The sequence below is a fragment of the Labrys okinawensis genome (assembly GCF_047345005.1).
GTDB lineage: Bacteria > Pseudomonadota > Alphaproteobacteria > Rhizobiales > Labraceae > Labrys > Labrys okinawensis.
This window is the reverse complement of sequence record NZ_CP178864.1, coordinates 2,957,216-2,969,309: the sequence shown is the minus strand read 5'-3', so window position 1 is coordinate 2,969,309 and position 12,094 is coordinate 2,957,216. Positions and strand designations below refer to the sequence as shown.

12 protein-coding genes are annotated in these 12,094 nt (G+C 62.8%); 4 read left to right on the top strand and 8 right to left on the bottom strand.

The annotated features are described in order from the left end of the window. Positions 1 to 57: 57 nt before the first annotated feature. Positions 58 to 690 carry a CDGSH iron-sulfur domain-containing protein gene (locus ACMDCR_RS13800; protein ID WP_413993076.1) on the bottom strand — a complete coding sequence of 211 codons (633 nt, stop codon included), beginning with the start codon at positions 688 to 690 and terminating at the stop codon, positions 58 to 60. 280 nt (positions 691 to 970) lie between these two features. On the opposite strand from ACMDCR_RS13800, the gene ACMDCR_RS13795 reads away from it, so the two are divergent. Then, positions 971 to 2,383, top strand: a complete 1,413-nt coding sequence (locus tag ACMDCR_RS13795; protein WP_413993075.1) for an MFS transporter — start codon at positions 971 to 973, stop codon at positions 2,381 to 2,383. Positions 2,384 to 2,568: 185 nt separating this feature from the next. Then, a complete protein-coding gene (locus tag ACMDCR_RS13790; protein WP_413993074.1) occupies positions 2,569 to 2,874 on the top strand; it encodes a type II toxin-antitoxin system HicB family antitoxin in 306 nt (101 codons plus the stop codon). A 118-nt stretch (positions 2,875 to 2,992) separates the two neighbouring features. Here the strand turns inward: ACMDCR_RS13790 and ACMDCR_RS13785 are convergent, their stop codons facing one another. Continuing rightward, positions 2,993 to 3,676: an outer membrane protein gene (locus ACMDCR_RS13785; RefSeq protein ID WP_413993073.1), complete on the bottom strand. Its 684-nt coding sequence runs from the start codon at positions 3,674 to 3,676 to the stop codon at positions 2,993 to 2,995. Between the two features lie 261 nt (positions 3,677 to 3,937). On the opposite strand from ACMDCR_RS13785, the gene ACMDCR_RS13780 reads away from it, so the two are divergent. Both ACMDCR_RS13780 and ACMDCR_RS13775 read left to right on the top strand, forming a co-directional pair. Continuing rightward, on the top strand, positions 3,938 to 4,246 hold the full coding sequence (locus ACMDCR_RS13780) for a Dabb family protein (protein WP_413993072.1): 309 nt from the start codon (positions 3,938 to 3,940) through the stop codon (positions 4,244 to 4,246). A 108-nt stretch (positions 4,247 to 4,354) separates the two neighbouring features. Next, a complete protein-coding gene (locus ACMDCR_RS13775) occupies positions 4,355 to 4,984 on the top strand; it encodes a hypothetical protein (protein ID WP_413993071.1) in 630 nt (209 codons plus the stop codon). A 5-nt stretch (positions 4,985 to 4,989) separates the two neighbouring features. Here the strand turns inward: ACMDCR_RS13775 and ACMDCR_RS13770 are convergent, their stop codons facing one another. From ACMDCR_RS13770 to ACMDCR_RS13745, 6 genes are all read right to left on the bottom strand, one after another. Next, positions 4,990 to 6,024: an NAD(P)-dependent alcohol dehydrogenase gene (locus tag ACMDCR_RS13770; RefSeq protein ID WP_413993070.1), complete on the bottom strand. Its 1,035-nt coding sequence runs from the start codon at positions 6,022 to 6,024 to the stop codon at positions 4,990 to 4,992. A 270-nt stretch (positions 6,025 to 6,294) separates the two neighbouring features. Then, complete coding sequence (locus tag ACMDCR_RS13765; RefSeq protein ID WP_413993069.1) at positions 6,295 to 6,963, bottom strand: hypothetical protein; 669 nt, start codon at positions 6,961 to 6,963, stop codon at positions 6,295 to 6,297. A gap of 312 nt (positions 6,964 to 7,275) precedes the next feature. Continuing rightward, entirely contained in the window at positions 7,276 to 8,823 is a 1,548-nt protein-coding gene (locus ACMDCR_RS13760) for a sugar ABC transporter ATP-binding protein (RefSeq protein WP_413993068.1), read from the bottom strand. 3 nt (positions 8,824 to 8,826) lie between these two features. Then, positions 8,827 to 9,786 carry an ABC transporter permease gene (locus tag ACMDCR_RS13755; protein WP_413993067.1) on the bottom strand — a complete coding sequence of 320 codons (960 nt, stop codon included), beginning with the start codon at positions 9,784 to 9,786 and terminating at the stop codon, positions 8,827 to 8,829. Then, entirely contained in the window at positions 9,786 to 10,805 is a 1,020-nt protein-coding gene (locus ACMDCR_RS13750; RefSeq protein WP_413993066.1) for an ABC transporter permease, read from the bottom strand. Before ACMDCR_RS13750 ends, ACMDCR_RS13755 begins: the two co-directional genes overlap by 1 nt. 180 nt (positions 10,806 to 10,985) lie before the next feature. Continuing rightward, positions 10,986 to 12,011 carry a sugar ABC transporter substrate-binding protein gene (locus tag ACMDCR_RS13745; protein WP_413993065.1) on the bottom strand — a complete coding sequence of 342 codons (1,026 nt, stop codon included), beginning with the start codon at positions 12,009 to 12,011 and terminating at the stop codon, positions 10,986 to 10,988. Between the last annotated feature and the right edge of the window lie 83 nt (positions 12,012 to 12,094).

Below are 12,094 nucleotides of genomic sequence, written 5' to 3'. Positions count from 1 at the left end.
GCATTTGGTGCCAACAGGTGAACCCGGAGATGCGCTCCCGCTCAAACGCGCTCTGCTCTAGGGTGCCTCGAAACCCACCTTCTTGTGCGTACCGTCGCAATAGGGCTTGTTGCCGGAATGGCCGCAGCGGCAGAGAGCTGTCTGGGTCACGCGATTGGTGTTGCGTCCGGTGCCCGAGGAGATCTCCAGCGCACCCTTCACGCCGAGCGGCCCGTTCGGAAAGGGCGTGATCTCGACCGGGCCCACGAGGTCGATGATCTGAAGTGTGCTCGCCTGCGCAGCCGGTTCGCCGCTGGCAGTGAAATTGCCGGCATGGCTCCCGTCGCAATAAGGCTTGTTCTTCGATAGCCCGCAGCGGCAAAGCGTTGCCCGGAACTGGGCCGGTTCGCCCTTGATATGGAGATCGGCATGCACGGCGAGCGGCCCATTCTCCCGGATCAGTATCCGGTTGGCGCGCGGTGCGGCCTCCTGCGGGCCGGCCTTGCGTGTGACCTCGATGGCACCGGACGGACAGCCGAGGGCGACATCCATCGCCTCCTCGGCACTTGCTGCATCGGGGTCGATCCAAGCGCCCTCGACGTTGGCGCGGAAGACACCCGGCTGCGTCATCACGCAGCGCCTGGCATGGATGCACCGGCCACCGTCGAACCGTATCGTCACCTCCCTGCCCTCGACAATCTCGACTGCCATCCCTTTTCTCCTCGATGACTTTGCCGCCCCGCGAGCGGCAAGCCAGTGTTGCGCGAAAACAGCAACCGCACCAGTGGAAGAAGCTGCCTGCCGGGAGGGGAAGCTCGATGTCGACGCAGAAGACGCCGCGCCCATCCCGCAAGACCCGGCGACGACAAAGTTGGAAAAGGCGCCTTGACCTCAACTGCACTTGAAGTTGTAGCCCCGATATCCGGAAGGCGATCGCGCTTGCCTTCATCGCCTATCTCGGGATGCTTAAGCGCAAGGGCTGGAGAGTTTCATGGAAGTGCAGGCAACGATCGATGCGCGCTGGCAGGAAATGCTGGCGCCGGGTTATGCCGCGGCGACGGCGACATTGTGCCTGGGCGTAGCGCTGTTCGCCTTCAATGGCTTCCTCGTCTCGACCGCGCTGCCCTCCACCATCGACGAACTTGGCGGAGCTGCACTGATTTCCTGGTCGTTCAGCCTGTATCTGCTCTTTGCCATTGTCGGCGGCGCCATTGCCGCGCTGGTCAAGGCCCGTTTCGGGGCGCGAATTGGCCTGCAGGCCGCGGCACTGCTGTTCACCCTCGGCACCTTGCAGGCGGGCTTGGCGCCGACCATGCCGGTGTTGCTGGCGGGGCGCGTTTTCCAGGGCTTCGGCGAGGGCCTGATCGCGGCGACCTGCTATGCACTGATCCCGGAGATCTTCCCCTCGCGGCTGGTGCCGAAAGTCTTTGGCGCCGAGGCGATGGTCTGGGCGTGCGCGGCGTTCGGCGGACCGGTGATTGCCGGCGTGATCAGCGAGACCATCTCCTGGCGGGTGGCCTTCCTGATCAACGTGCCGCTCTCGCTCCTTTTCATGGGGCTGGTATTCAAAGTCGTTCCCCGAGGCCGGGAAAGGCTCGCCGGCGAGGCCGTGCCGTTCGCCCAGCTCGGAGCGATCACCGCCGGCATGCTGCTGGTCATGGTCGCCGATCTCGCCGGCGGCGTCCTCGCCACGGCGGGGCTGCTGGTCCTCGCGGCGCTCCTCTATGCCGGAGCCGTGTGGGGCGACCGAAGGGCAACCGCAAGGCTTTTCCCGTCCGGCGCCTTCCGGCTGAGAGGGCCGACGGGCCTCGGCCTCTGGGTCATCCTGCTGATGCCGATGGCCCAATCTGCCCCTTCCGTCTATCTGGTCTATCTCATCCAGCATCTGTGGGGCTACGGGCCGACCCTGGCCGGCGCCCTCAATGCCCTCATGGCGATCGCGTGGAGCATCACCGCCATCGTGGTGGCCGGCAAGGCATCCTATGCGCTGCGGCGACGGCTGGTCTGGGTTGGGCCGCTGCTGCTGGTCGTCGGCCTCGCCGCCATCCTTGCGGCACTGGAATTCGATGTGATCGCCCTTCTGGCGATCGGCCAGATCCTCATCGGAGTCGGCTTCGGCACGAGCTGGGGCTATCTCTGCCAGGGCCTGATGGAGGCTGCGCCGCAAGAGGACCGCAGCCGCACCTCCACACTGCTGCCCACCCTGCAGTCGGCTGCCTATGCCATCGGAGCGGCCTTGCTGGGGCTGGTCGCGAACATGGCGGGCGCGGCCACCGCAACCTCTCCGGAGGGCCTGCGGGAGGCCATGCTGGTGGTCTTCGCCATCGCGATCGCAATCGCCATTCCCGGCTTCATCGCAGGCCTGCGTCTGTCGCCATTGCTCTTCCGCACCGGGCCTGATTGAGACGCAGGGGATGGGCCCTTGCATCGTTCGCCCCCGAGCGACAGCGTCGATAAGACCATCCAGCTCGGCTCCCAGCGATCTCCCCCATCAGGGAGCCGGATTAAATCTACGTCATGTAGCCAGCTATGCCGGCACCTCCCCGCGCGACGGTGTATAGTGCAGCGGCCATCATGGAGGAGGCGTCCATGACACATTATGTTGCTCTGATTGCCGGACAGAATGGCGCGTATGATGTCGTCTTCCCGGACTGCCCGGGGTGCGTCGCCCATGGCCGCACCATCGACGAGGCCCATCGCCGGGCGAGTGCCGAGCTGAGCCGCTGGCTCCGCGACCAGGATGCCAGTCACATCATCAGGCCGGTCGCGCGCTCGCAGGCGACGCTGCTTGCCAATCTGGATTTCGCTGACGCGGTAGCCGACGGCGCGCTGATGATGAGCGTAGGGGCGGGCGCGATGCAGGATCCCGCCGCCCACCAGCCAAGTATGCGCTAGAGCAAAAACGCGTTTAGGCGTAAACGCCGCTTTGCTCTAACTCTTTGTTTCGACGCGTCTTTGCGATTCTTGCCGATTCCGTCAGATCGCAAAACGCTTTAGAGTACGGTCATCATCGTCAGAATTTGTAGCCGACGCCGGCAGTGGCTGACGTCTGGTTCCAATCGGCCTTCACCGGTCCATCCGGCGTCTGATAGCTCTTCTTCTCGAAGTCGCTGAAGCGCAGCTCGGCCCGGCCGATCCAACTTGGCATGAAGGCATATTCGGCGCCGGCACCGATCGTCGAGCCAAGATGAGTGTTCTGGTCGCTGACCCCGTTCACGCTCAGCTTGCCATCGGCAACAGCGAGGCCGCCAGTGGCATAAAGCACCACATAGTCAATGGCATAGCCGGCCCGCAGGCGTGCGGAGCCCTGCACGTCACTCTTCAGCTTGAGTACGCCCGCGACGGCGCCGCCTTCGTCGCTGAACCGGGAACTGCCGCTGATGCCTGTCGCATCGAGATCAGCCTCGGCACCCAGGACGAATTGACCGATCTGGTAGTTGTAGCCGGCATGCGCACCGCCGACGAAGCCCTGGAGATTGAACCTGTCGCCGCTGGTGACGGGCGTCGGAAAGAGCCTGCTCTGGTAATCGTCTTCCCGTCCCCAGGCATAGCCGGCATGAAGGCCGAGATAAGGGCCACTCCAGTTGAAAGGCAAAGCGACCGGCGCGGCAGGTTCCGCCGGTTGCGGCGCAAGATCGGCGCCATGGGCGATCGTTGCGGCCACAATAAACGCGGTGGCGAAAACAAGTCTCTGCATACCGCTCACCCCTGCCGGGAAGCCGATACCAGACGATGGAGACGGGCATGGCTGCAACTCAAACGCCACAAAGGCGTGAATTCGACCCGGAATATTTTCAGGAATGATGATACAAGGCGGCCCGTTGCCCCCGAGCAGCAAGGGTTGACCGGCTTATTTCGCCGGGTGCCGCATTCTCGCCGAAGCTACGGGAAAAGATCGCGACGGGCCTCGGGCGGCCTCTCTCATGTCTAAGATATTGCAGATGAAAAGGAGGCACCGATGATCCGTCATTGCGTGTTCTTGCAGTTCAGGAACGACATAGCTGAAGAGACGATTGATGAACTGCTCGCAGATTTTGCCCTGATGAAGAATATCGTTCCTGGTTTGTCGGCGGTCGTAGCCGGAAGGAACGACAGCCGGGAAGGTCTCGACCGAGGCTTCCGGCATGGTTTCATCATGGATTTCGACAATGAAGCGGCGCGGGAAGCCTATCTCAGCCACCCGGCACGGGCTGCCCTGGCAGAGCGCCTGCTTCCCTGCCTCGACAGTGGCCTGGACGGTGTGATGGTTGCTGATTTCACCCTATGACAAGCGAGAGACGATGAATAAGAGCCGTCACTATTTAATGCTTTGTTTCCGCTCGATGATCTATTGATAGCGGACCGGCTCTACGATCACATCCCTGTGGATTCTCATATGGGCAAGAGACTGCTCGCTGCTTGCGCCTCGCTTATCGCCAGCTTGACGATCCCCGCCCATGCGGAGCCGAGCTTGCCGGGCTTTGCCAATGAAGTGCTCGGCAACCGCGTGGTCAGCGGCAAGGCGTTGAAGAAGGCGCCCGTCAAGAGCATCAGGGCCGGCGATCTCGAAGTGAAGCCGGAGATTACCACCCTCACCGTCATCGCGACGAAGTTCGGCGGCACGATCCAGCACCATGGCGACGCCGGTGATGCCACGTATTGGCTATGCTACCTAACGCCGGGCAAGGACCCGGTGGCGCTGACCTTTGCCTCGGGCGAGATCGGAGGTGATGAGCACGCCGTCACCGTGGTCAGCATCGAGAACAGCGCGGCCAGCAACATCGAGGGATGCAGCGCGGCGCCGGCCGGCCTCACAGGTCTCGATTTCGGCGTCCCCGGCCTCGGCAGCAAGCTCGGTGCAATCACCAGGGCGCTCGGCCGCGAAAAGCCCGACAGCGCCAACCGGCTGAAATACAATAGCACGACCGCCAGCGCAGACGAGGGCTCGAAGCTGCAGACGCTGACCTACCGATTGCAGAACGATGTGGCGACAGGTGTCGCGTTCACGCAGGCATCGACGGATTGATACGCTCAATCCATCAGTATCTGCAGCTTCACATCCGTCGGCAACGCCTTGGCGGCCCGTTCGAAGGCGGCGATGCTGTCCCTGAAGGCATAGGTGCCGGTGATCAGCGGCTTGAGATCCACCTTGCCGGAGGCGATCAGGGCGATGGCGCGATCATAGATGTTGGCATAGCGGAACACGGTCTCGATACGCACTTCCTTCGAGATGGCTCCGGGCACGTCGAAGGTCACAGGCTCTACCGGGAGGCCGACGAGCACGAGCGCGCCGCCCGGGCGCACGAGGTCGAAGATGCCGTTATAGGCCTTCGAACTGCCACTCGCCTCGAACACCACGTCAGCGCCCCAGTCCGCCGTCTCGCGCGCGATGGCGCTGGCATAGCTTTCCTTGCCGAGGTCGACCGGGATGACGCCGTCATAGCGCCCGGCGATCTCGAGCTTCTCCTTGCTGAAATCCGAGATCAGCACCTTGCTGCAGCCGCCAGCCAGAGCCGCCAGCGCGACCATGATGCCGATGGGGCCCGCGCCGATGACCGCACCGACGTCACCAGGGGCGATACGGGCGCGTGCCGCCGCCTGCATGCCGACGGCGAAGGGCTCCACCATGGCGCCTTCGGCGAAGGAGACATTATCGGGCAGCTTATAGGTGAAGGCGGCGGGATGCACGACCTGGGGCGTGAGCACGCCGTGCACCGGCGGCGTCGCCCAGAACACCACGGACGGGTCGACATTGTAGATGCCGAGCTTGGAGGCGCGCGAAGAAAGGTTGGGAATGCCAGGCTCCATGCAGACACGATCGCCCGCCTTCAGCGTCTTCACATTCGAGCCAACCTCGACCACCGTGCCGGCAGCCTCATGGCCGAGCACCATCGGCTCCTTCACGACAAAGCTGCCGATGCGGCCATGGGTGTAATAATGCACGTCGCTGCCGCAGACCCCCACTGTGTGCAGCGTGATCTTCACGTCATCGGGCCCGACCTGTATCGGCAGGTCGATCTCGCGCATGGACAATTCGTGTTGGCGTTCGAGAACGAGGGCGAGCATGGGGACCTCCTGACAGGGGCGCCGACAGGGAGTCGGCACGTTTCGCTTGACTTTAGGGCGGGTTGCCCGCGGTGTTCAACTCCCCGGAACAAGTGGCCTCCCGGCCGCCGGAAAGGACGAGCCGGCTGGGAGGTCAGCGGTCCCATGAAACGGCCGGAATCGGTGTACCGATCTCCGGATCGGCATGGCGATTGCAGTCGGTGCTGCTCCCTGATTGCCATCGACAAAGGGGGACGACAAGGCTGCCGTACGATGATCCAGGAGCGCGCCTCACTGCATTTGCTGATAAACATCAATGAGAAAATGATCGAAGCTATCAACGCGAATGACGCCGAGCCGTGGAAACTCCGTGTCCGTCACGACGTATAGCGTGATCCCCAGCATCGCGGCGAAGATCAGCATGTGGAGCCGGCTGGGTGCTGCTGCCATGCCGAATCCGGCGAGCAGCGATCCGCCCAGCCCGAAGCCGAAAAGCATGGCGTAGACAATTTGGGGCGGATGCCTTTCGGCGGCCCCCTCGCGCAGCCTCGCAAATTCAAACACATTGCCAAGGGCCGGCAGCGCCAATGTGCACGCGGACCGATAATTGGACTGCGGGCAAGCGGCGACTGCCGCCTCCCAGAGTTTTTTCTTGGATTCCCGTATCTTGATCAGTTGTTCCGGGGACCAGAGTTCCGTGCCTTCCCAGAGCGACAGATCGCGCGGCATCTCGTAAAGCTCAATCCGGGCCGCCGTATAGTCCCTCAGCTTGGCCTGTAGATCGCGAGCTTGCCCCTCAAAAAGGCTGAGACGATCATTGGCGGTGCTTACGGCGTTGGCCTCCTGGAGGACCAACTGCCGGCGCTCGTCGAACCGCAACAACGCGCCAGATATGGTGAAAGCAAGAAGCAATCCGATCAAGGCGAATACCGCACCCTCGATGGTGAGGAGGCTCGACATGCTGTCGACTCCCTCCTTTTTCATGTATCGTAGGCCGAGAAGCCGCCCGCAATACAAGAATATCAGAGAACTAACGAAGAATAGCGTGGTAACACCGAGAGCGAACAACTGAAAGATTACTGGAGAGACCTCCCACTTTGAAAGAAAGTGAAGCCTGCTTGAGGAGGACCAAGAACCAGAAGTCTTGCTAACGGTAATTTAAGCGAGGAACCGAGTCAAATCGCGAGCAGCGCTCCTGATGCACTCTCGGCCTCTGTGTCCTCCACGTGCCGTTGCATCAAAACTTCGACCATCACCGAGCGCGCTAGGAATTTAGATGGCAGATAGGGCGGTTGCATCATCCACCTTGTGGATCAGATTCATGATGCCTTCGCTCACCGCGGCATAATCGCGCGTGTTCGGCACATCGCCGGCCAGTCGGTAGCCGTTCATCACGACGATGCGGTCGGCCAGGGTAATCATCTCGGGCATGTCGCTGGTGATCAGCAGCACGGCCGTGCCTGCATCCGACAATTCGCGCAGCAATTCATGCAGATAGGCCTTGGTCTTGATGTCGATTCCCACCGAGGGCTCGTCGACGATCAGAAGGCGGACGCCGGCAGCCAGCCATTTGGCCACGCTGATCTTCTGCTGATTGCCACCAGAGAGGTTGCCGACGATCTGACCGAGCGAAGGCGTACGCACTTCGAGCTTGCGGATATAGGGCTCTGCCTTATTGCGCACAGTGCGATCAGTGAGGAAACCGCCATATCGGGCCAGCTTGCGCCAGAGGGTGATGCCCGCATTGTCGAGGACCGAATGGAGGAGGATCAGCCCCTCCTGCTTGCGGTCCTCGCTGACATAGCCGAGCTTGTGGGTGTGGATGGCGTCACCCACGCTGCCGATGGTGACGGGCTTGCCCTCGAGCCTAATCGTGCCCGCTATGGCCGGATATTGGCCCATGATCGACTTGGCGAGCTCGGTCCGCCCTGCCCCGACCAGCCCATAGAGGCCAACGATCTCACCGCGCCGCACCGTGAGGTTGATGTCGCGATGGCCGAGCGGGGTAGCAAGGCCCTCGAGCTGCAGCACCGGCGAAGCTGCGGAATAGTCGCGAGGCTGCCAGTCGGGAATCTGTTCGCTGCGGCCAATCATCAGCCGCACCAGATCCTGGCGGCCGAGGCCTTTCATGGACTGGCTGTCGCAGGCATTCCGGCCGTCGCGCAGCACGGTGACCTGATCGCAGATCTCCTGTACCTCCTCGAGCTTGTGGCTGACGAAGATCATGCTGACGCCCTCCTCCTTCAGTTTCTTGAGAAGGGCGAACAGGGCCACCGTCTCATGCGGCGTAAGGGAGGCCGTCGGCTCGTCGAGCAGCAGCACCCGCGAGCGCAGCGACAAGGCCTTGGCGATCTCGACAAGCTGCATCTTGGCGACGCTCAGCCGGGAGACTGGCGTGGACGGATCGAGATCGAGGCCGAGCACGTCGAGCCAGCGCCCGGCCTCCTTGTTGATCTCCGCATAGTCGATGGGCTTGAGCAGCCGGCCGCTGAGGCGCTCAAGCATGATGTTCTCGCCCACCGAAAAGCGCGGGATAAGATTGCGCTCCTGGTGCACCACGCCGATACCGGTGGCGATGGCATCGCGTGTGGAGGTGAAATGCACCGGCTTGCCGTCGACGAAAAGCTCGCCCTCATCTGGGCGAAGCACGCCGGTGATCAGCTTGATCAAGGTGGACTTGCCGGCGCCGTTCTCGCCCAGGAGGGCATGAATCGAGCCTCTGGCCAGCGTGATCGAGACGCCTTCCAGCGCCTTGACGCCGGGGAAGAACTTGCTGACGCCGCGCGCCTGGAACACCGGATCCGAGGTCAGGTCCGCCATGGCTCAGATCCTCTTCAGGCCGCGCTGGAGGCGGACCTCGCGCCAGCGGTTCATGCCCACGGCCCAGAGGATGAGGGCTCCAAGCACCACCTGCACCAGGAATGGATCGATGTGGAAGAGCACCAGCGCCTGCGTGATGATGGCCACGATGGCAACGCCGAGCAGCGTGGCGAAGGCGGAGACATGGCCGCCGGCAAGCACCGCGCCGCCGATCACCGGAGCAGCGAAGGAGAGTATCAGCCAGTCGTCGCCAATAGTGGGTTGGCCGATGCCGAGCCGCGCCACCCAGGCGACGCCCGCGAGCGCCGCAAGCAGGCCTGACAGGGCATGTGCCATCACTATGGTGCGCGAGACAGAGATGCCGGAGAGCTGCGCGGAATGGGCATTGCCGCCGATCGCCAGGATGAAGCGGCCGAGCGGCAGGCGGTTGAGCAGATACCAGATAAGCACGAAGACAATGGCCGCCGGGATCACCAGCCAGGGGAGCGGCCCCAGGAAATTGGTGTTGCCGAAATCCTTGACGCTCTGCGGCACGCCATAGAAGGGCTGGGCCCGCGTGATGGCGAGGTTGACGCCCTTGAAGACGGAGAGCGTCGCCAGGGTAATGACGAAGGCCGAGATGCCGGTGGCCGCAATGAAGGCGCCGTTGACGAGGCCGGCGGCAAGGCCAACCACCGCCGCAAGCAGCGCAGCCAGCGGCGCCGGCAGACCCCAGACCTGCATCATGCCGGCAAAGCTGATGGCCGCCAGACCGCCGATCGCGCCGACCGCAAGGTTCATCTGGCCGATGGCGATGATGATCATCTGCGAGAAGGCGATCAGCATGTTCGCCGTGATGGCAAGGAGCAGGACCTGGATATTCAGTGTCGACAGAAAGCCCGGGTTGAACGGGGTGATAATGGCGACCGCCAGGACAATGATGGCGAGAGGACCGAACCAGTCGGTCTGCAGGATCTGCCGCATCACACCATCCTCCGGTGGGCGAGATAGGAGCGCCGGGCGAGATCGATCAGCACGGCGATGAGCAGGAGCACGCCGAGGCAGGCCTGTACCCAGAATTCGCCGATCTGCAGGAGCAGCAGCCCGTTGGACAGCATCGTCACCAGGATGGCGCCGAGCAGCGTACCGATCACCGATACGCGTCCACCGCCGAGTAGCGTGCCACCGAGCACCGGTCCCAGGAAGGCGAGCAACAGCCAGTCCTGGCCGAGCTGTCCGGCCATGGTGGGCAAGGCCGCCGCGTTGCGGGCTACCACGATCAGCGCAGCCACACCCGCCAGCGCGCCGGACAGCATGTGGCAGAGGATGAAGATGCGGCCGACCCGGACGCCGGAAAGCTCCGCAGCCTCCGGCCGGGCGCCCGCGGCAAGCATCTCGCGGCCGACAACCGTGTAGCGGTAGAGAACGATGAGAAGCAGGCCGACGGTGATGGCGATGAGAAGCACCGGCGAGACCAGGCCGAACAGGCGCGTGGTGGACAGGCTGGAAAAGCTCGGAGGAATGGAGCGGAAGGACTGGCCCTGCGTCAGATAGGTCATCGTGCCGAAGAAGATGCTCATGCTGGCGAGCGTGATGATGAAGCTGTGCAGGCCGGAGCGCACGATCACGAAGCCGTTGATCCACCCGAGGACCAGGCCGGTCCCGATGGCTGCGACGGCAGCAATAGGCCAGGGCATGCCTCCCCGTTCGACGACGAAGCCGAACACCATCGCTGCACAGACGCCGATCGCGCCGACTGCGAGATTGAGCCCGCCCGTGACAATCACCACCATCATGGCAAAGCCCACCATGATGTTGATGGCGGCGACACGGCCAAGAGCGAACTGGTTGAAGCTGGAGAAGAACCGCCCCTCGGTCAGCAGGCCAAAGAGACAGGCGAAAAGGGCAATCAGGACAACGAGGCCGAATTCGTTGGTCAGGTAGAAGCGTAACGAACCGCTTCGCATCGGCTGGTCGACCGGGCGCGAGGCCAGAGCTGCCATGGGCGTTTCGTCACCTGTCATGGGCGATACTGCACTTCTGGAAAAGGATGAACCGCCGCAGAAGGCGATTCAGGATGTTCAACCAAGCCATTGGCGGAACGATGGTTCCGGGCAACTCTGGGGCCACGGCGGTTGGCCTTCCCTGGCAAGCGGGGAAGGCCATTACCTCATGAGCCGGACTTACTTGCAGTCCAGATAGGTCTTCTGGAAGTCCGCCAGCAGGGTCTTGGTGATACCCTGCATCGCGCTGACATAATTGTCGACACCCGAGGCATCGACGAAGACGGTGCCGGAGTCGATGAAGTGGCTGGTCAGCGCATTGGTGGTGAACGGCGCATCGGCCTTCACGGCGCATCCATGGCGCAGCTTGTCGGCGACAAAGGAGCCGATATACGCCTGCCCATAGGGATTCTGGAGCATGGTTCCGGCCAGGAAGCCGTCCTTGATCGCCTTCAGCACCACTTCGTCATGGTCGATGCCGACCATCTTGATGCGCTTGTCGCCGATCTTGCGCAGGGCGTTGGCGGCAACCACGGAGGGAACCCACGCGGTGGTGACGATCCCGTCGATCTCCCCGGCATGGGCCGCCAGATAGGCATTGATCTTCTCTTCGGCCGGTTCCGGCGCATCGATATCGGCGATGACCTGGACAACCGTTCCGCCCTCTTCCTTGGCCGCCTTTTCTACGGCGTCAATGCGAAGCTGCGTGTTCGGATCAACCAGGAAGCCGGTGAAATGGGCGATACGCTTCTTGCCGCCCATGGCCTTGAACAGTTCCTTGGTGCCGAGATAGGCCGACTTGCTGACATCCGTACCGAGGCAGAAGGCAGCCTTCGACGGGTCCTTCAGGCAGCCGGCCGTCGCGATGACCGGTGCACCTGTATCGGCCAGCTCATTGGCCGTGGAGACCGAACCGACGGGATCGCCGGGGAAGATCAGGAAGGCGTTGTAGCCTTGCGTCACAAGGCTTTCGAGCAGCTCATTCTGAGTGCTGAGCTCCCATTTCTGCGGCACCTTATAGTCGGCGGCACCGAGGCCGAAATCCTTGGCGGCATCCTTGCTCGCCTGATCCCAGGCCGCGAAATAGGGGTGCGGGCCGCCGGGCACCAGGGCGACCTTGGTGTCGTTGGCGGCCAGAGCCGGCACCATTCCTGCGAACAGGGCCATGGCGGCCGCGCAGGCAAAAAGCTTATGTCGGGCAAACATGCGTTTCCACTCCCATTGGCATCTTGGCGCGAGCCCTTGTTGTTTTTCTCGGCCCGCCTGACGATTTGGATACTAGGATCCAA